The following is a 20126-nucleotide window of genomic DNA, read 5'->3' on the forward strand; positions in this document are numbered from 1 at the left end:
GTTTTTCCACTTTCTGTACCATCTAAATATCGTTTCACCGCTTGGATTTTTTCTTTTGAAGAAAATTTAGCCATAAAAAATGCACCTCCAATTGTTAGACTGTGTCTAACAATTGGGGTGCACTTCAGTGCTGAGATGCACTTTGAACGGCTTTTTTTATGAGAATTGTTTAAGTGCTCTTTCGGCTAGTAAAGCAAAGTATTCTGCACTTATAGGCAGTGCCTCTTCATTAATTGTAAAAGCAGGATGATGCCATTCATGTGTACCGCTCGTTCCCATAAAGACGAATGAACCTGGTATTTCCTGTTGGTAAAATGAGAAATCTTCTCCAGCCATTGACGGACTAGGCGAGATGATATTAAGATTCATCTTTGTGGCAACTTGAGTAGATAAGTCTGTAAGAGCTTTATCGTTGTGAACAGCAGGAGGACCTGAATAAAAACAGAATTTCGTTTTTACACCTAATGCATCAGATACACCTTTAATAATACGCTCCATGAGTGCTGGAATCTTTTCACGTGTTTCAGTTTGGAATGTGCGAATCGTTCCTTCTAACGTAGCTTTTTCAGGAATCACGTTCCACGTATTTCCTGCATGAATATTTGTAACACTAACAACTGCATTATGAGATGAACTTATATTTCGGCTTACAATTGTTTGCAGTGCCATCACAATTTGAGAGGATGCGACAATAGGATCTACTCCAGCATCTGGTACAGCCGCGTGTGTACCAACTCCGTGAATTTCAATTTCAAATCGATCAACTCCGGCCATCAGTGGACCATCTTTAATGCCAATTGTACCTACTGGTAAATCAGGTTTATTATGCATGCCGAAAATCGCTTGCACATTACGTAAATGTCCAGCATCAATAACTTTGCAAGCGCCATTACTACTTTCTTCAGCTGGTTGGAATATGAAGCGAACCGTTCCATTTAGGGAAGATTCTCTTTCTTTTAATAAGAAAGCAGTACCTAAAATAGCAGCTGTATGAAAATCGTGTCCACAAGCATGCATTTTCCCTCGTACTTTAGATGCATAGGACAAATGTGTTTCTTCTTGAATAGGAAGGGCATCAATATCAGCACGAACTGCTACAATTGGTCCGTTTTTATTACCAGACACTTCAGCGATAATTCCTGTTTCTAAATTGGAATCAATGATAGTAATGTTTTTTTCTTCTAACCAATTTTTTATTGCTTTTGTTGTTTCGAACTCTTCATATGATAGTTCTGGATACTCATGTAAATGTCGACGGATGGAAATAAGTTTTTCTTTTAGTTGATTTGAAATAGATACCATGTAGTATGCCTTCTTTCTTCAGCAAAATATTTATCATAAGTATACAACAATAAAAGAGAGGATTCTCAAATGAAAATCCTCTCTCGTTTATCCCATAAAAGCCCGATTGGTTCAACTAATTAAAGTTTCACTTTATGCTGCGACTTTTTTATGCGTATGATGTTTACGATAACGTCCACGCATTGCGTATGCAATTTGCGGGATTGCAATCCCAATTAATATAAGTGATACACCGAACCATTGTGAAGATAGTACAGCCTCTTTTAAAACGAATACTGACATAATTGTTGTAACTGGTAGTTCCGCTGCACCAAGAATAGTCGCTAAGCCAGAACCGATTTTTGGAATCCCGATTGTAAAGGCAATAGATGGAATAACGATACTAAATGTTCCTAATCCTAAACCGTATTTCCAAAGACCTTGAGAAATGGCACCATTAAAAATAAATGTTGGTGGGAATACAATCATGACTAAAGTTAAAGCACCAGTCATTAAGAGAACACCGCGCGGTAATGAAGGTACTTCAACAGCAACTTTTCCGCTTACGAAAATGTATGTTGCGAATGTAACAGCAGATAATAAACCTAAAATGACCCCAGTCGTATCGAAAGCACCTACTGATTGTTCAAGTAAACCACTTGATAAAAATGTTCCTACAAGTAAGAAAATAACAGAAATAACTTTTTCTCTTGAAGGTAATGTTTTTGTTGCGACTGCTTCAATGATAATTCCGACCCAAACGAATTGGAATAAAAGAATAATTGCAATAGAAGCTGGTACAGTTTTTAATGAAGCATAATAAAAAATTCCGGTAAAACTTGCAGATGTTCCTGCAACGAATAAAAGTAATGCTTGCTTTAAAGGAACGCGATGTCTAGAAAATAGAAGTGTAATAGCAAGCAAAATAATCCAACCGAACAAATATTGGCTGCCAATTACCTCTCCAAGTGAAAATCCTTCTGCATATGCAAGCTTAACAAAAATAGCTAAAATTCCATAACTACACGCTCCTAATAAAACTAAAAGAGAATAACGAAGCATGAAAAATTCCTCCCATCTATATGAAGTTGTTCCGTATCGAAAATATATAACTAGAGGGAAGTATACAAAATTAGAAATAAAGGGTCAAATGAAAGAAAAGTATGACATTTTATAGAATAATAATAAAAGTATGATATTTATGCATAATCTTGAAATTTTTAATAGTAGAAGTATTATAAAATAAACTTTGCATTGTATAGAGATAGCATTTGAAAAAAATATTTTTTAAACCAATATGTATATAGACGTACTAGTAACGTGCTAATTATTTGAGAAACTATGTTACCTTTGTTATGGTAATAACAATTAAAGGAGTTTTATAATCCATTTGGGTTTTTTCTATATAATAGAAGGAAATGAAAACGTTTTATTAGAAACTGTGAGGAAGTGCGGTTTTTCTTATTGCCACGTTGTAAAAGTGATTTCACGAATTGTTCATAGTATTTTTATGTGTTTTTGTTACAATATTTAGGGAGAGGAGTGGAATGATGCAAGATATTAGTATTTTTTTAGCGTTTGGCGCCGGGTTCTTATCATTTATTTCCCCATGTTGCTTACCGCTTTATCCGGCATTTTTATCGTACATAACAGGTATGTCGGTTTCTGAATTGAAAGAAGAAAATGCAATGCTTCGCAAAAGAAGTATGATACATACAGCGTTTTTCTTACTTGGATTTTCAATTATATTTATTGCAATTGGATTTGGTACAAGTTTTATTGGAGGAATCTTTACTGACTATAAAGATTTAATCAGACAGTTAGGTGGTATATTTATCATCGTGTTCGGCTTAATTATTGTCGGGGTGTTTAAGCCGAAATTTTTAATGCAAGACCGTAAATTTACATTTAAAAATCGTCCAAGTGGCTATTTTGGATCAGTACTAATCGGATTAGCTTTTGCAGCAGGGTGGACGCCATGTACCGGACCAATTCTAGTGTCTGTAATTGGATTAGCAGCAACAAATCCAGAATCAGCAATGATATATATGATTGCTTACATACTTGGATTTGCAATCCCGTTTTTCGTACTGTCATTCTTTATTACGAAAATGTCTTGGATTAAAAGAAATAGTATGGCCTTCATGAAAGTCGGAGGATATATTATGATTGTTATGGGTGTCTTCCTATACTTTAACTGGATGACGAAAATTATCGTATATTTCTCAAGTTTATTTGGTGGTTTTACTGGTTTTTAGTATTATTCTGCGAAAATGTTGGAAATACTAACGGAAAAGCATATAATGAAAGTATATTTTGCATATAGCCACAAAAAAGGATGAGAAAATATGAACATAGTTCTTTTATCAAGTATCGTTGCTGTTTGTATGGCTGTCGGTGCGATGTTTATTCGTTTAAAAGCAGCTAAGAAACCTGCAACATTGAAAAAAATTATACTTCCACCATTTTTTATGAGTACGGGTGCATTGATGTATGTTTTTCCTGAATTTCGATTAACTCCAGCAGAAATGTTAGAAGCAATTGGTGTCGGTTTGATTTTCTCTATTTTTCTTATTAAAACATCTAAATTTGAAATTAGAGGACAAGAGATTTATTTGAAGCGTTCAAAAGCCTTTGTTTTCATATTAATTGGATTACTTGTAGTGCGGATTGTATTTAAAACCTACTTAAGTCAATCTCTTGATTTAGGACAACTTAGTGGCATGTTCTTCTTACTTGCGTTTGCGATGATTGTGTCATGGAGAATTGCAATGTATCGTTCCTTTACGAAATTACAGAAGGAAATGGAAAAAGAAGATGGTTTTTATAATGAAAAAGATATGAAGCTAACTTAAAAACTGTATATGTACCAAATAAAAAGACAGCGTCAAAGGCGCTGTCTTTTTTATCGAAAATAATATGAAGTTACTTTGCGAGTAAAGATCGATAGTTAGAATAATCAATCTTTTTTTCTTGTAGTTTTTTTATTAAAAATTTATGATCACGCTTTGGTGTGGCAATGATATATCCTTTAATAATTAAGTCTTGTGTAATTTGAGAGGCATTTTCTTGTAATGCAAGTTCCCCGATTTTTCCAGCGATCTTTGATTTTGCAACATCGCGAAATAGTTCTGGAACAGGACTTACAAGCTCTTCTAACAATTGTTTTTGTTCGTCAGCCCATAAATGTCTCGTTTTATTTATGTAGTGTTCTTCCCAATCCAAAATGGACATGCCGTCTTCTTTTGGTAAACGTTTTAAAAATTTTCTGAACATAAAGTATCCACCGATAGACATAAGCCCTAATAAAATAACCGTCCATAATACAATGAACCAACTGAACCATCCTTCGAGCACGCATATCCCCCCTTAATGATAGCGGTTTTCTTTTATTCATATTATATACAGTGAGATTCATAGAAAGCAAGAACGCTTGGTCATTTTGACCAAGCGTTATAGTTTAAACGAAGTATAGTTGTTCAACACATAAATTATTATTATCGTCTTCAACATACTCAATAATAAGTGTGCCAACTTTACGATCTTTATCTTCAGTTGTGAAAATAGAGTAAGAAGTAAAACGTGTTTTTGATAGGCCGCTTATATGTGTAGGTAAAGAAATGTAGTCGTTATCGCGGAAGAATTCCATCAGTTCAATATCCTCAAATTCTTTTCGGTCAACTTGTTTGTTTGTATAGCGGCGTTGAAGTTGTTTTAAAGATTCATTCCAAGAAATTGCTTTTGTGTCGTATACCATTGTTCTATCTCCTTACTGTATGTAATCACTAAGAACATACGTTCTAATCTAGTATACTCTTTTTATTAGAAAAGGGAAAGCAAAAAATAATGTAAGCTTGGATTTCCAAGCTTACATTATTGATGCGTCCGTCATAATCTCTATTTTTCATTATAAGTTAGATATGAATAAGAAACAAGATGATATATATAATGTTGAGAGTTTTCAAGATTCTGTATATTATAGGTGTACTAAAGTGTAAGGGAATGAGAGGTGTGGCATACGTAATTTCACTGCAAGGGCCGATGGCTAGCGGAAAAACAACATTAGCAAAAAGGTTAGAAAAGAGAGGGTTTCGAGTTATATATGAAAATCCATATCCAATTGTAGAGAAGCGAAAAAAATTGAATTTAGATATGAATTCAAAAGTAGGGTTTATTATGAATCAAAAAATGTTTATGGAAGCAAAAATAAAGGAGTTTCAAAATGTGAAAGATTCAGTCGTAATTTTTGATCGCGGACCAGAAGACATTGAGTTCTTTACACTCTTTTATCCAACGATTATAGGAGAAGAGTGGGATATAGAAACTGAATTGAAAGATGAATTATATAAATTAAGAGCATGCCGTTCGGATGTGATTTTTTACTTAGATGTTACGAAAAAGAATGTATATGATAGAAAAAATAATGATAGAACAAGAAACAGAAGTACGTTTGAAGAGCAATTTAAATTAGTAGAAACTGAAAAAGACTGGTATAAACAATTTCCTGTAACTTATGTGGACACGAATAGATTAACAGTGGACGATTTAGAGGTATATTTTATGGACTGGTTAAAGGAGAGAGAGCTATGAAAAAAATACTTTTATTTGTATACTCAACATTTGCAGAGTTTGAAATAACAGTAGCAACGGCATTGCTGAAAAATAAATATGAAATCATTACAGCGGGCTTAACTAAAGAATTGGTTATAAGTGAAACTGGATTGCAAGTGCAGCCGCATATAGAAGTAAGTGAAGCACGTGTAGATGAGTATGAGGGGATACTTATTCCAGGTGGAGAAGAAGGACAGTTGGAAGATGCAAAACCTCTTTTTTCAATCATTCGTCAATTTCATGAACAAGAAAAATTAGTGGCGGCAATTTGTGCTGGACCGTATGCACTAGCAAAAGCAGGGTTATTTAAAGGGATTTCTTATACTGCGACTATAGATTATCAAAAATTTGATTGTTTTCCAGTAGAAAATTTCGTGTATGAAGAAGTTGTGAAACACTCAAATATCATTACAGCACAAGGGCATGCATTTGTACCATTTGGAATAGCAATTGCCTCTTATTTTGGAGTGGCAGACGAACATAATACAGATTTTTATTGTGGTAAAGGTAATGTAGTAATGGAGAAACTTTTACGAGAAAACGTGTAAAAGCTAGCAAATGCTAGCTTTTTTCTTTTTGACATCGATAAATGGCTAACGTTTTTGGGTCACGCCATATACCGTTATGGAGAGATAATTCCTGGTTGATTTCTTCTGTTAGCCATTCTTTCATCTCGGCTTGAAGATACATATTATCGGGTATATTTAGCGACGGAAACATGCTAGAAATATAGTTTACAATCGGAGTAGCATGATGAAAAACGAGAGCATTATGAATAACTGTTTCTTCAACAGTTGGAAAAACAGATTGTAATATCTCTTTACCGTTTTCTAAACAAAATGGAGTGACTGATGATGTTGTTTTCGGTAAATCAAATGCGTCTAACATACGGTTACACATTTCAACTATACGAGGTAGTGTAACGCTAGAATTTGTTGTAGCTAAAAGTGTTCCGCCAGGACGAATTACTTTATGGAATCCTTGAATCGTTTTTTCAACATCTTTCACATGGTATAACATATGTCTTGCAATTATTAGGTCATAACAATTTGTTTCGAAAGGAAGTTTACTAGCATCCCCTCGTTTCCATTCTATTAAGTTATTTGTTTTAGCAGCTTCAGCAAGCATAGCTTCGGATTGATCAAACCCGGTTAATGGGCCTTTATGACCATTTGTTTGTAAAAGGGAAAGGAATTTTCCACTAGCGCACCCAACCTCTAATATATTTTCTTCCCCTTGAAGTTGTAAATGTTCAATGACGATCTTATCTAAATCTACGTGTTTTTCTTCGTAATGTGTATGTGTGTCGATGCGTGTTTGTAAATGGTTGCTAACGTTATATTGACGTTTTACATCATTCATTTTGTCACATTCCACCTTTGTGCAAAATTGTTGGATTGCATGTGTTAATACATCTGTTTTCTTTAAACCTTCGTAATGGAGTGCTGATTCAAACCTTTTAAGTAATTTCTCTTCAATTCGAAAATGAATATCTTTTCGTTTTGTCACTGAAATTTCGCCCCTTTGCATCTGTTAGTGAGACTATAGCATGCTTGGAAATTTTGTGTAAATCATTTGTGTACACAAAATTATGGGGATGAAAAAAATGTTTGAATATGATTTTAAACTATTGACGATTTAAACGTTTTCATATATTCTTAAATTAAGTAATATTCAAATAATTCAAAAGAAATGAGAGAGTCACATGCTTCTTCAAGGAACACATCGAATTGGTCGTATGGCCATGCTGTTGGCACTTGCGGATGAGAATGAAAGTCCTGTATTATCCATTCCAAAAGGTTGGAAGTATTGTACGGGGAAAGTGGGTTCGATGAATTCGCAAAAGGTTGTCGCAGCAATGGAAACAGCGGCTAAAAGCAACCAAGTTATTGAAACAGACGTTTACAGAGAAACACATGCACTTTATCATGCAATTATGGAAGCTTTGTACGGAGTGACGAGAGGTCAAATTCAGTTAGCAGACGTTCTTCGTACAGTAGGACTTCGTTTTGCGATTGTGCGCGGTACACCATACGACGGAAAAAAAGAAGGCGAATGGGTTGCTGTTGCATTATATGGAACGATTGGTGCACCTGTAAAAGGATCTGAGCATGAGGCGATTGGTTTAGGAATTAATCACATATGATTTGCCCATAGTCTATTAGTTAGAAGGGGGCCTTACTTTTTTAGGACAGAAGTCTGTCTTAAAAAGATAAGGTCCCCTTTTGCCTTTTTAAGGAGGAAAAATGATGATTACGTTAACAGGACATACATTGACAGTTGAAGAAATGAAGAGGTTATTACTGGAAGGAGAAGGTGTAACAGCTTGTCCAACTAGTATGCAAAAGGTAGCGGAGTGCCGCGAAGTAGTTGAGAAAATTGTAGAGGACGGAAAAGTCGTTTACGGAATTACAACTGGATTTGGAAAGTTTAGTGATGTGCTTATCCAAAAAGATGATGTAAAGGCACTTCAACATAATTTAATTCAGTCACATGCATGTGGGATTGGTGATCCATTCCCGGAAGAAGTATCGCGTGGAATGTTAATTTTACGAGCGAACACGATGCTTAAAGGAGTATCTGGTGTTAGGCCGCTTGTTGTAAATATGCTTCTTGAGTTTGTAAACCGTAAAATTCATCCAGTCGTTCCGCAACAAGGTTCACTTGGTGCAAGTGGCGATTTAGCACCTTTATCTCATCTTGCGCTCGTATTATTAGGCGAAGGTGAAGTGTTCTATAAGGGGAAACGCGTTCATGCAATGGTTGCTCTTACAGAAGAAGGGCTTGAGCCAATTGAACTTGAAGCAAAAGAAGGTCTTGCGTTAATTAATGGTACGCAGGCGATGACAGCACAAGGAGTTCTTTCTTATATAGAAGCAGAAGCAACAGCGTATCAAGCTGAACTAATTGCTTCGATGACAATTGAAGGGTTACAAGGCATTATTGATGCATTTGATGAAAATGTTCATAAAGCACGTGGTTATAAAGAGCAAGTGGAAGTAGCGAGCAGAATTCGTGACATTCTTCATGATAGTAAATTAACAACAAAACAAGGAGAACTACGTGTACAGGATGCCTATTCACTTCGCTGTATCCCGCAAGTACACGGTGCTTCTTGGCAAGTTTTAAATTATGTGAAAGAAAAATTAGAAATTGAAATGAATGCAGCAACAGATAATCCGCTTATCTTTGATGGTGGGGAAAAAGTAATTTCGGGCGGGAATTTCCATGGTCAACCGATTGCGTTTGCGATGGACTTCTTAAAAGTAGGAATGGCAGAACTTGCAAATATTTCGGAGCGCCGTATTGAGCGTTTAGTGAATCCGCAATTAAATGATTTACCACCATTTTTAAGTCCAGAACCAGGACTTCAGTCTGGTGCAATGATTATGCAATATGCTGCAGCGTCACTAGTTTCTGAAAATAAAACGTTGGCACATCCGGCGAGTGTAGATTCAATTCCGTCTTCTGCTAACCAAGAAGATCATGTAAGTATGGGAACAATTGCTTCACGCCATGCACATCAGATTATTCAAAATGCAAGACGTGTTCTTTCTATTGAGATGATTTGTGCGATGCAAGCAGCAGAATATCGCGGAATTGAAAACATGAGTACAGTGACGAAGAGCTTCTACCATCAAGGTCGTCAGCAGGTGCCATCTATTAAAAATGACCGTATATTCTCAACAGATATTGAAAATATTGCGCATTGGTTAAAAACGAATTATTCGATAAAAGAAAGATTAGATGTAAACGCAGCACTATAAAATGAGAAAAGGGAGAGATTGAAATGGAAAAAGTACAACAAACAATTCGCGCGCCAAGAGGTACAGAGTTACAAACGAAAGGGTGGGTGCAAGAAGCTGCACTTCGTATGTTAATGAACAATTTAGATCCTGAAGTTGCTGAAAAACCAGAAGAATTAGTTGTATATGGCGGAATTGGCCGTGCAGCTCGTAACTGGGAAAGTTATCAGGCGATTGTAGATTCATTAAAAACGTTAGAAAGCGATGAAACGTTACTTGTTCAATCAGGAAAGCCAGTTGCCATTTTTAAATCACATGAAGATGCACCTCGCGTTTTGTTAGCGAACTCAAACTTAGTACCAAAATGGGCAAACTGGGATCACTTCCGAGAACTAGAGAAAAAAGGTCTTATGATGTACGGACAAATGACAGCTGGTAGCTGGATTTACATTGGAACGCAAGGGATTCTACAAGGAACATATGAAACATTTGGTGAAGCAGCTCGTCAACATTTCGATGGTTCATTAAAAGGTACATTAACACTTACTGCTGGTTTAGGTGGTATGGGTGGTGCACAACCTCTTGCTGTAACGATGAACGGCGGTGTTGTCATTGCTATTGATGTTGATAAGCGCAGCATCGATCGTCGTATTGAAAAGAGATACTGTGATATGTATACAGAATCATTAGAAGAAGCGTTAACGGTTGCGAACGAGTATAAAGAGAAGAAAGAACCGATTTCTATTGGTTTATTAGGAAATGCGGCAGAAATTTTACCAGAACTAGTGAAGCGCAATATTACACCAGACTTAGTTACAGATCAAACATCTGCTCATGATCCATTAAACGGTTATATTCCAGTAGGCTACACGTTAGAAGAAGCAGCGAAACTTCGTGAAGAAGATCCAGAACGCTACGTACAATTATCAAAAGAAAGTATGACAAAACATGTGGAAGCAATGCTTGCTATGCAAGAAAAAGGCGCAATTACATTTGATTACGGAAATAACATTCGCCAAGTTGCTTTCGATGAAGGTTTGAAAAATGCATTCGATTTCCCAGGATTCGTTCCAGCATTTATCCGTCCATTATTCTGCGAAGGAAAAGGACCATTCCGCTGGGTAGCACTTTCTGGTGATCCAGAAGATATTTATAAAACAGACGAAGTAATTTTACGTGAGTTCGCTGATAATGAACATTTATGTAACTGGATTCGTATGGCACGTCAACAAGTTGAATTCCAAGGGCTTCCATCACGTATTTGTTGGCTTGGTTACGGTGAGCGTGCGAAATTTGGTCGCATCATTAATGAAATGGTTGCAAATGGTGAATTATCAGCACCAATCGTTATCGGTCGTGACCATTTAGATTGTGGATCAGTAGCATCTCCAAATCGTGAAACAGAAGCGATGAAAGATGGTAGTGATGCAGTAGCTGACTGGCCAATTTTAAATGCATTAATTAATAGTGTAAACGGTGCAAGCTGGGTATCTGTTCACCACGGTGGTGGCGTTGGTATGGGTTATTCACTTCATGCGGGAATGGTTATCGTTGCAGATGGAACAGAAGCAGCAGCAAAACGAATTGAGCGCGTATTAACTTCTGACCCTGGTATGGGTGTTGTTCGTCACGTGGATGCAGGGTATGACTTAGCTGTGGAAACTGCGAAAGAAAAAGGCGTTAACATTCCGATGATGAAATAAGGAGGAGAAAACATGCTGGACACTTTACTAATAAATATCGGTCAATTACTAACAATGGATCAAGAAGATGGCTTGTTAAGACGGGAAGCGATGAACACGCTTCCTGTTATCGAAAACGGTGCGGTTGGAATTGAAAATGGTGTAATTACTTTCGTTGGAACAGCGGAAGAAGCGAAAGGATTACAAGCGAGAGAAGTTATTGATTGCGGCGGGAAAATGGTTTCTCCTGGTCTCGTTGACCCGCATACTCATCTTGTATTTGGTGGATCTCGTGAAAATGAAATCGCACTAAAACTACAAGGAGTTCCGTACTTAGAAATTTTAGAACAAGGCGGAGGCATACTTTCAACTGTAAATGCAACGAAACAGGCGTCGAAAGAAGAACTTGTTCAAAAAGCGAAATTCCATTTAGACCGTATGCTATCTTTCGGAGTTACTACTGTAGAAGCGAAGAGTGGTTACGGATTAGATGATGAGACGGAATGGAAACAATTAGAGGCAACAGCACAATTACAAAAAGAGCATCCGATCGATTTAGTTTCAACATTTTTAGGTGCTCATGCAGTTCCGAAAGAGTATAAAGGTAGATCGAAAGAATTTTTACAATGGATGTTAGACCTACTACCAGAAATGAAAGAGAAGCAATTAGCGGAGTTCGTTGATATTTTCTGTGAAACAGGTGTGTTCTCTGTAGAAGAATCAAAAGAATTTTTATTAAAAGCGAAAGAGCTTGGCTTTGATGTGAAAATTCATGCAGATGAAATCGACCCTCTTGGTGGTGCGGAAGCAGCGGCAGAAATCGGTGCAGCATCAGCGGACCATTTAGTTGGTGCTTCTGATAAAGGAATTGAAATGCTTGCAAATTCTAATACAGTAGCAACTTTATTACCAGGAACAACTTTCTATTTAAATAAAGAAAGCTTTGCTCGTGGACGTAAAATGATTGATGAAGGTGTTGCAGTTGCGTTAGCTACAGACTTTAACCCAGGTAGCTGTCCAACTGAAAATATTCAGCTTATTATGAGCATTGCGATGCTAAAATTGAAAATGACACCAGAAGAAGTTTGGAATGCCGTAACGGTTAACTCATCATATGCCATTAACCGTGGTGATGTAGCTGGGAAAATTAGAGTTGGTCGTAAGGCAGATTTAGTTTTATGGGATGCTTACAATTATGCTTACGTACCGTATCATTACGGCGTAAGTCATGTGAATACAGTATGGAAGAATGGTAATATTGCATATACAAGAGGTGAACAATCGTGGAGCACGGCCACTATTTAAAGAAAAATGCAAAGTTTATTGATCGTGAAGTGACGAAATGGAGTGAGATGATTAAAGATTGGGAGGAAGGTGTGGAAATATTCGGTGCTGCCTTAATTGGAGCACCCCTTTCTAAACCGTCTATTAGTCATTCAGGAGCGAGTTTTGCGCCAAAAACAATTCGTGCGATGTTAGATGCATATAGCACATATGCAATTACAGAAGAACACGATATGAAAGAAAGTGTCTTATATGATTGCGGCGATATTACGATGCATGTGACGGATATAAAAGAAAGTCATAAACGAATTGCGAAAACAGTTGGGCATGTAACGAAAGTAAACCCGAACATGATACCAATCGTTCTTGGCGGTGACCACTCGATTAGTTTTCCGAGTATAACAGGTTTTGCAAACAGTAAAGGAAAGGTCGGAATTATTCAATTTGATGCTCATCATGATTTACGTAATTTAGATGATGGAGGCCCGTCAAATGGTACACCATTCCGTAGTTTACTAGAAAATGATGTCATTACTGGAAAACAACTTGTTCAAATTGGAATTCGTAATTTTTCTAATGCACGTGCGTACCATGAATATGCAATAGAGCATGGTGTAACAGTGTATACAATGAAAGACGTACGAGAGCGAGAAATAAAAGATATTATCACGGAAAGTATTGAAATATTAAGAAATCAAGGTGTGACTTCTATTTATATTTCTCTTGATATGGATGTGCTAGACCAAGCGTTTGCACCAGGTTGTCCAGCAATTGGGCCTGGTGGGATGGATAGTACGACTTTACTAGATGCGATTGAATTCCTTGGTAAAGAACTGCTCGTTCAAGGGATGGATATAGTAGAGATTGATCCAACTCTTGATTTCAGAGATATGACGAGTAGAGTAGCAGCACAAGTGATTATGAGTTTTCTTTTAGCGAGGGAAACGGTTAGTAAGCAGGTTAGTATATAGACGGAAAAGTAGATATTTATGCTTTATCAAAAACACATCACTACTGAAATGTAGTGATGTGTTTTTGTGTTAAAGGAGAATGAATGTATGTGGAACCGTTAATGGAATTGCGATTTTTATAGTGTATTGTGTAAATTTAATTTCTTGCTTCTTAAGTATTGACGCGTAAAATAATTTTATGATAAAATAAAAATTTTGATAAAAAACTAAAAGTGTGTTAAGCTTGAGAAGGTTACCATATATGGAGGTGGATTATTTGTTTCAAATTGGCGATAACATTGTTTATCCAATGCAGGGAGCAGGTATAATTAAAGCCATAGAAGAGAAGGAAATCTCAGGAGAAAAACAACAGTATTATGTTATAAAAATGTCGGCTAGTAATATGGAACTAATGATTCCAGCAGGGAGAATATTGAATTCGAATATACGACCAGTTACGGATATAACCGCATTAGCACACATAATGGATATTTTTCAACATGGGGAATCAGATAGATTACTTACGTGGAAACAAAGGTATAAATTGAACACTGATAAAATAAAGACGGGTAAAATGCAAGAAGGTGCTGAAGTTGTACGTGATTTAATGCGTATACAGAAAGAAAAAGCACTTAATGCAAGCGAAAAGAAGATGTTAGATAACGCATATGAATTTTTGATTAGTGAACTGGGATTAATTGAAGGTATCACAGAAAATCAGATAAAAAGCTTTTGTTAAGGTTCATTACAAATAATGTATTATATCCCAAAAAAGATCTTGAATTTTTTGGGAACATAATTATAGAAAATTTATCATTTCAAAGACATTCAACTCTTTCAAACCACTTTTAGAGCATTACCTCTATTGTTATTACTACAATCAAATCCATTTTTATTTTTTAATTTCATTTATGAATGTTCGAAGTTTAATTGAATACTTCGATAAAATAGTTACTTGATTTTTGCAATCCTGATTCACACTGGCACGGACGAGGAGCCGTAAGGATGAAAGAGAGGTAGGGCTTTCATTGTTTTAGGTATATAAGTTATTATTTTTAGAAGAATACCGAACCATTTTCACTTCTATTGATAAGGTGTTTTTTATTAAAGAGATAAACGAATTGACAGCCATATATGGTCAACAAAAAAGGTTTCCTCCTAAGGAAACCTTTTTAATATTATTTATAGCATTTTGTTTTTTGGATATTCGAATTTTTTATTGTAAAGTCGTAAAAATTGACGTTACTATCTAAAAGTAAGTATGATGCGATTATAGTAAGATTTTTTAGGGGGAAGAAAAATGACAAGTTCAAGTAATAAAGCAGCGAGTATTTATGAAGGAACAAATGTAAATGCTGGGGGATTTTTTGAAAACGTTGAAGAAACAAAGTTGTTTGATCCAATTCAAGTTGGAACTTGGTCTCTTCGTAATCGTATAGCGATGGCACCGATGACAAGATGCTTTGCAGATAATGAGACTGGAGCAGTTGGTGCTGATGTAGTGGAGTACTACAGAAAACGTGCTGCGGATGGAATTGGACTAATTATTACAGAAGGAATTGTCATTAGTCCGAGAGCAAAAGGAAACCCAGGAGTACCAGGTATTTATACACAAGAACAAATCGATTCTTGGAAACCTGTTACAGAGGCAGTACATAAAGAAGGCGGGACGATTATTGCTCAAATATGGCATGTTGGGCGTATGAGTCATCATGAAATAATTGGTGGTCAAATGCCACAAGCACCATCGGCTATCGCTGCAGAGGGAAATGTTCCACGCTTTCGTAAACCGTTTGATACGCCAGAAGCAATGACGTTAGAAGAAATACAAGAAGTGATCGGTCAATACGCACAAGCTGCGAAAAATGCGATCGAAGCTGGATTTGATGGAGTAGAAATTCACGGTGCACACGGATATTTAATCGATCAATTTACGTATGAGTTTGCGAATAAGCGAACAGATAAATATGGTGGTGATTTAAAACAAAGGTTAACGTTTATGAAAGAAGTAACGGCGGCTGTAATAGAAGCTGTTGGAGCTAATAAAACACTTCTTCGTTTCTCTGCTTTCAAAGGTGATAATCCTACTTATATGTGGGAAAATCCTGAGTTTGCAATTGAAACGTTCATAAATATGTTTAAAGAGGTTGGGTTAACGATAATCCATCCTTCAACGATGAATTATACGCAAGAGATTGCTGATGGAAAGAATTTTCATCAACTAGTAAGAAAATATTGGGATGGTACGATTGTTGGGGTTGGTAATTTAAATCCGAAAGAGGCCGAAGAAGCGTTGCAAGAAGGAACGATTGATGTAGCGGCATTCGGAAGACCGTTAATTGCTAATCCAGACTTTGTTCATCGAATTAAACACGCTGAAAGTTTAGTTGAATATGACGCGAAAGAGCATCTTGCTACGTTAGTATGAATAAAGATAAAAGGAGAGCACGTCGAGTGTTCTCCTTTTATTATGGAACTTCATAGGGGGAAGCGGGATGAGTGAAACGCTACTCGTTATTATTAGTATATTACTATTTTTAATGTTGCTTTTAATCGTCTTTTTTATCATTACATTTTTTATAAAAAAACGAACACACCATTCTATTTTAAAATTACATCCGTACTTAGGAAGAATGCGCTACTTACTGGAAAAGATAGGGCCTGAATTTCGACAATATTGGTTTGATCATGATACGGATGGAAAGCCTTTCTCACGTTATGATTTTCAAAGTGTTATGTTTTTAGCGAAATATCGCTCTGAAATACTTGGTTTTGGATCAAAACGAGATTTTGAAGCTTCTGGATATTATATTGCTAATACATTATTTCCGATATTAACTGAGGAATTAAGTGTGAATCTCACGCAAGAGCGGGAAGGTAAAAAGTACGTGATTCATAAAGAAGGGTTATTTTCAAGAAGAGAAAAATTGACAGCGGATACAACGAATCTTTGGCTGTACGAAGAAGATGATGCAATTATAGTCGGTGAGAACCGTAAATATCCGTGGAAGCTACATGGCATGTTTGGTGCATCTGCGACTTCTTACGGTGCGATTGGAGAAAATTATATTTTAGCGAGTGGTTTTGGAGCAAAAATGGCAGGCGGATCGTGGATTAATACGGGTGAAGGTGGCGTTATTCCAGAACATTTACATACAGGAGCGAATATCGTTGCGCAAATTGGTCCAGGGTTATTTGGATACCGTGATGAAGACGGTAATTTTTCAATGGGAAAATTCATGGAGAAAGCGAAAGAAAGTAATATTAGAGCATTCGAATTGAAATTTGGGCAAGGTGCTAAAATACGTGGTGGTCATTTAGAGGGACAAAAAGTAAATGAGAAAATTGCTTTTGTTCGCAACGTCCGAAAGGGAGAGACGATTAATTCACCGAATCGATTTTCATTTTTAAAGAATGCAGCGGATACACTTTGTTTTATTCAACAGTTGCAAGAAAACAGCGGTAAACCAGTTGGAATGAAAATTGTAATTGGTCAGCAGGAGCCTTTGGAAGATTTAATAAAAACAATGAAAGAACTAAACATTTACCCAGATTTTATTACAATCGACGGTTCAGAAGGCGGGTCAGGGGCAACGTATAAATCGATGGCAGATTGTATGGGACTGCCGCTTATTCCAGCATTACTTACATTTATTGATACAGCAAACCATTATGGTGTCCGTAACAAGTTTAAAGTATTTGCATCGGGTAAATTAATCACACCAGATAAAGTGGCGATTGCTTTAGCGATTGGGGCGGATGCTGTAAGTTCAGCCCGCGGATTTATGATGGCAAGCGGCTGTATTATGGCCCTTCAATGTAATTCTGGCCAATGTCCATCTGGTGTAGCCACGACGAATCCGCATTATCAAAAAGCGTTAGATCCGTATGAGAAGAAGTGGCGAGTCATGAATTATATTATTAGTATGAGATATAGTTTATTTTCATTAGCGGCAGCGGCGGGAGTGAAGAGCCCGCGCCATTTAACTAGAGAGCATATTGTGTTTAAAGACGAGGTGGGGAGAGTAGTTCCACTTTCGGAATTGTTTCCTATAGTAAATCAAACCTAAAAGTATATTTGATATGTAAGATTTTTTAGAGGAATAATCATATTTTTGGAAAGATTAGGAGTATAATAGGGAAGTATTTTTGAAAATGACTATTTTTAGGGAGAGATTCACTTGCAGCAAGGTTCGTACAGTATTACAATTTTTTTACTCGTCATAGGGCTCGTTATATTTAGACGCATGCGCTCTATGAATCGACCAATTAATAATAAAGGAAGACGACTACTATTGCCATTATTCTTTTTATTACCAGGTTTTTCTTTATACGCAGCACCGATACAACTTGCTGGTTGGCAAATTGGTATAGCTGCTGGGATCGGACTGTTATTATCAATTCCACTTATTATTTTAAGTGGGTATGAAGTCAGAGAAGATGGTCAAATTTATGCAAAAAAAAGTATCGCTTTTATTGCTACATTTTTAGTTATCGTTCTTTTACGTGCTTATTTTAGAAGACATTTACAAGGTCTAGATCCAAAGTCAATCGGCATTCTTTTCTACACTCTTGCGGTTTGTTATATAGTACCTTGGCGTATTGGATGCTATATGAAATTTCGTAAAGTATATGTAGAGAAAGCGAAATTTGAGACATCAATAAGCTAAAAGTCATACATTTGTATGGCTTTTAGTTTTTAAAATTTATCGGGTAATGGAATGAAAATAAGGTGTGAAAAAACCCTCTTTAATTTTCTGAATATTATTACTTTAATTTCTTGAAAAATCATTGTAATCCACTGGGATAAAGGCGTTTATAAAGGTTTTCACGTGTAATGAAAAGTGCTCATTCACTTGAAAGAACAAAAAATGTTTGTTAAGGTAGGGAACCATAAGCGAAAACAAGAAAATAGAAAAAGTCATTTTTCGAAATTTTGAATGGCTTATGGACTAAGGGAGAGATTTGGTGAAGATTGAAATTATGGTTTCGCTTGCTATTTATATGGCAGGTATGTTGTATATCGGATATTGGTCTTATAAGAAGACATCCGATTTATCAGATTATATGTTAGGCGGGAGGGGACTCGGTCCAGCAGTTACAGCTTTATCAGCTGGTGCTTCTGACATGAGTGGTTGGATGTTAATGGGATTACCTGGTGCGATGTATGCAACAGGATTATCAAGTGTATGGATTGCGATAGGTTTATTAATAGGTGCGTATGCAAACTATTTAATCATTGCCCCGCGTTTACGAACGTATACAGAAGTGGCAAATGATTCAATTACGATTCCAGACTTTTTAGAGAATCGGTTTAAAGATCGTACGAAAATACTTCGTTTTGTCTCCGCTGTCGTCATTTTAGTATTTTTCACATTTTATGCGTCGGCTGGTTTAGTTTCGGGTGGACGTTTGTTTGAAAATTCTTTTAACCTTGATTATAAAATTGGTTTATTTGTAACAGTGGGTGTCGTTGTTGCGTATACACTATTTGGTGGCTTTCTAGCCGTAAGTTGGACGGACTTTGTGCAAGGTTGTATTATGTTTATTGCGCTTGTACTAGTGCCAATTGTTGCCTTTACGGATGTCGGTGGTATAACAGAAACATTTAATACCATTAAGCAAGTCGATGCATCGCATTTAGATATGTTTAAAGGAACCACAATACTTGGTATTATTTCATTTTTAGCATGGGGCCTTGGATATTTTGGTCAACCACATATTATTGTCCGCTTTATGGCAATTACCTCTATTAAAGATTTAAAAACTTCTCGTAGAATCGGTATCGGTTGGATGACGATTTCAATTATAGGTGCAATGCTTACTGGTCTAATTGGTATCGCCTATTATGCTAAAAATAATACGACATTACAAGACCCAGAAATGGTCTTTGTAACATTCTCCAATATTTTATTCCATCCGTACATTACAGGATTTTTATTATCAGCTATTTTGGCTTCGATTATGAGTAGTATTTCCTCACAATTACTTGTTATTTCAAGTGCAGTAACGGAAGACTTCTATAAAACATTTTTCCGTCGTAATGCAAGTGACAAAGAACTTGTATTTATCGGTAGATTGTCAGTATTAGTAGTAGCTATGATCGCAGTTGTTTTAGCGTATCATCCAAGTGATACAATTTTAACACTTGTCGGTTATGCTTGGGCTGGATTTGGTTCAGCGTTCGGACCAGCCATTTTATTAAGTTTATATTGGAAAAGGACGAATAAATGGGGCGTTCTTGCAGGTATGATTGTTGGTGCAGTAGTTGTTATAGCATGGGTACAAATTCCAAGTTTAAAAGCAATTATGTATGAAATGGTACCTGGATTCTTCTGTAGTTTATTAACTGTTATTGTTGTAAGTTTATTAACGAAAGAACCCGTTAAGGCAGTTCATCGTGAATTTAATGAGATGGAAGCAGTACTGGAAGAAGAAAAGAAATGATTTGCAAAAAGAGTAAACGGTGAATAGCGTTTACTCTTTTTACATGTAAAATGAAAGTAAGGACTTATTGACAATAAAAAATAAGTAACTTATAATAAATCTTAAGTTCGAGATAAATAATGTTC

20 protein-coding genes are annotated in these 20126 nt (G+C 36.3%); 15 read left to right on the top strand and 5 right to left on the bottom strand.

From position 1 onward, the window contains the following. Nucleotides 1–156 precede the first annotated feature (156 nt). A complete protein-coding gene (locus D1166_RS13835; protein ID WP_097855725.1) occupies nucleotides 157–1302 on the bottom strand; it encodes a M20 peptidase aminoacylase family protein in 1146 nt (381 codons plus the stop codon). A gap of 132 nt (nucleotides 1303–1434) precedes the next feature. Next, entirely contained in the window at nucleotides 1435–2343 is a 909-nt protein-coding gene (locus tag D1166_RS13840; protein WP_000947046.1) for an EamA family transporter, read from the bottom strand. Nucleotides 2344–2665: 322 nt separating this feature from the next. Between D1166_RS13840 and D1166_RS32355 the strand changes: the two genes are divergently transcribed. The 3 genes from D1166_RS32355 (at nucleotide 2666) to D1166_RS13855 (ending at nucleotide 4136) form a co-directional block, all read left to right on the top strand. Then, entirely contained in the window at nucleotides 2666–2815 is a 150-nt protein-coding gene (locus tag D1166_RS32355) for a peptidase T (protein WP_071686460.1), read from the top strand. A 16-nt stretch (nucleotides 2816–2831) separates the two neighbouring features. Beyond that, on the top strand, nucleotides 2832–3539 hold the full coding sequence (gene ccdA / locus D1166_RS13850; protein ID WP_001152676.1) for a cytochrome c-type biogenesis protein CcdA: 708 nt from the start codon (nucleotides 2832–2834) through the stop codon (nucleotides 3537–3539). A gap of 90 nt (nucleotides 3540–3629) precedes the next feature. After that, a complete protein-coding gene (locus D1166_RS13855; protein ID WP_001028440.1) occupies nucleotides 3630–4136 on the top strand; it encodes a CcdC family protein in 507 nt (168 codons plus the stop codon). Between the two features lie 70 nt (nucleotides 4137–4206). On the opposite strand, the gene D1166_RS13860 is transcribed toward D1166_RS13855, so the two are convergent. Together D1166_RS13860 and D1166_RS13865 are read right to left on the bottom strand one after the other, a co-directional pair. After that, nucleotides 4207–4638: a DUF2621 domain-containing protein gene (locus D1166_RS13860; RefSeq protein WP_000889373.1), complete on the bottom strand. Its 432-nt coding sequence runs from the start codon at nucleotides 4636–4638 to the stop codon at nucleotides 4207–4209. A 103-nt stretch (nucleotides 4639–4741) separates the two neighbouring features. Continuing rightward, a complete protein-coding gene (locus tag D1166_RS13865) occupies nucleotides 4742–5038 on the bottom strand; it encodes a hypothetical protein (protein ID WP_000262400.1) in 297 nt (98 codons plus the stop codon). A gap of 245 nt (nucleotides 5039–5283) precedes the next feature. Between D1166_RS13865 and D1166_RS13875 the strand changes: the two genes are divergently transcribed. After that, complete coding sequence (locus D1166_RS13875; protein ID WP_002196801.1) at nucleotides 5284–5871, top strand: AAA family ATPase; 588 nt, start codon at nucleotides 5284–5286, stop codon at nucleotides 5869–5871. Further along, the gene (locus tag D1166_RS13880; RefSeq protein WP_000722227.1) at nucleotides 5868–6440 is read left to right on the top strand and encodes a DJ-1/PfpI family protein; all 573 of its coding nucleotides are present in this window, start codon (nucleotides 5868–5870) and stop codon (nucleotides 6438–6440) included. Before D1166_RS13875 ends, D1166_RS13880 begins: the two co-directional genes overlap by 4 nt. A gap of 13 nt (nucleotides 6441–6453) precedes the next feature. Here the strand turns inward: D1166_RS13880 and D1166_RS13885 are convergent, their stop codons facing one another. Further along, nucleotides 6454–7401 (bottom strand): class I SAM-dependent methyltransferase, encoded by a 948-nt coding sequence (locus D1166_RS13885; protein ID WP_000166777.1) that lies wholly within the window; start codon nucleotides 7399–7401, stop codon nucleotides 6454–6456. A gap of 196 nt (nucleotides 7402–7597) precedes the next feature. On the opposite strand from D1166_RS13885, the gene hutP reads away from it, so the two are divergent. The 10 genes from hutP to putP all read left to right on the top strand — a co-directional run bounded on the left by hutP (nucleotide 7598) and on the right by putP (nucleotide 20001). Further along, nucleotides 7598–8038: a hut operon transcriptional regulator HutP gene (hutP, locus tag D1166_RS13890; RefSeq protein ID WP_000926516.1), complete on the top strand. Its 441-nt coding sequence runs from the start codon at nucleotides 7598–7600 to the stop codon at nucleotides 8036–8038. Nucleotides 8039–8141: 103 nt separating this feature from the next. Then, entirely contained in the window at nucleotides 8142–9659 is a 1518-nt protein-coding gene (hutH, locus tag D1166_RS13895; protein WP_000631875.1) for a histidine ammonia-lyase, read from the top strand. Nucleotides 9660–9682: 23 nt separating this feature from the next. Beyond that, nucleotides 9683–11341 carry a urocanate hydratase gene (gene hutU, locus D1166_RS13900; protein WP_000416946.1) on the top strand — a complete coding sequence of 553 codons (1659 nt, stop codon included), beginning with the start codon at nucleotides 9683–9685 and terminating at the stop codon, nucleotides 11339–11341. Between the two features lie 12 nt (nucleotides 11342–11353). After that, the gene (hutI, locus tag D1166_RS13905) at nucleotides 11354–12625 is read left to right on the top strand and encodes an imidazolonepropionase (protein ID WP_000887540.1); all 1272 of its coding nucleotides are present in this window, start codon (nucleotides 11354–11356) and stop codon (nucleotides 12623–12625) included. Beyond that, complete coding sequence (gene hutG, locus D1166_RS13910) at nucleotides 12604–13575, top strand: formimidoylglutamase (RefSeq protein WP_000399827.1); 972 nt, start codon at nucleotides 12604–12606, stop codon at nucleotides 13573–13575. The genes hutI and hutG overlap by 22 nt, the downstream gene beginning before the upstream one ends. A gap of 256 nt (nucleotides 13576–13831) precedes the next feature. Continuing rightward, complete coding sequence (locus D1166_RS13915) at nucleotides 13832–14293, top strand: CarD family transcriptional regulator (protein WP_170317877.1); 462 nt, start codon at nucleotides 13832–13834, stop codon at nucleotides 14291–14293. A 561-nt stretch (nucleotides 14294–14854) separates the two neighbouring features. Then, nucleotides 14855–15982 (top strand): alkene reductase, encoded by a 1128-nt coding sequence (locus D1166_RS13920; RefSeq protein WP_000204589.1) that lies wholly within the window; start codon nucleotides 14855–14857, stop codon nucleotides 15980–15982. Between the two features lie 67 nt (nucleotides 15983–16049). Beyond that, a complete protein-coding gene (locus tag D1166_RS13925) occupies nucleotides 16050–17624 on the top strand; it encodes an FMN-binding glutamate synthase family protein (RefSeq protein WP_000005161.1) in 1575 nt (524 codons plus the stop codon). Between the two features lie 111 nt (nucleotides 17625–17735). Next, nucleotides 17736–18224, top strand: a complete 489-nt coding sequence (locus D1166_RS13930) for a cytochrome c biogenesis protein CcdC (protein WP_001183922.1) — start codon at nucleotides 17736–17738, stop codon at nucleotides 18222–18224. A gap of 298 nt (nucleotides 18225–18522) precedes the next feature. Continuing rightward, a complete protein-coding gene (putP, locus tag D1166_RS13935; protein WP_000687597.1) occupies nucleotides 18523–20001 on the top strand; it encodes a sodium/proline symporter PutP in 1479 nt (492 codons plus the stop codon). Nucleotides 20002–20126 lie beyond the last annotated feature (125 nt).

Origin of the sequence: Bacillus sp. ISO11 (genome assembly GCF_003458115.1) — a bacterium.
Lineage (GTDB): Bacteria > Bacillota > Bacilli > Bacillales > Bacillaceae_G > Bacillus_A > Bacillus_A cereus.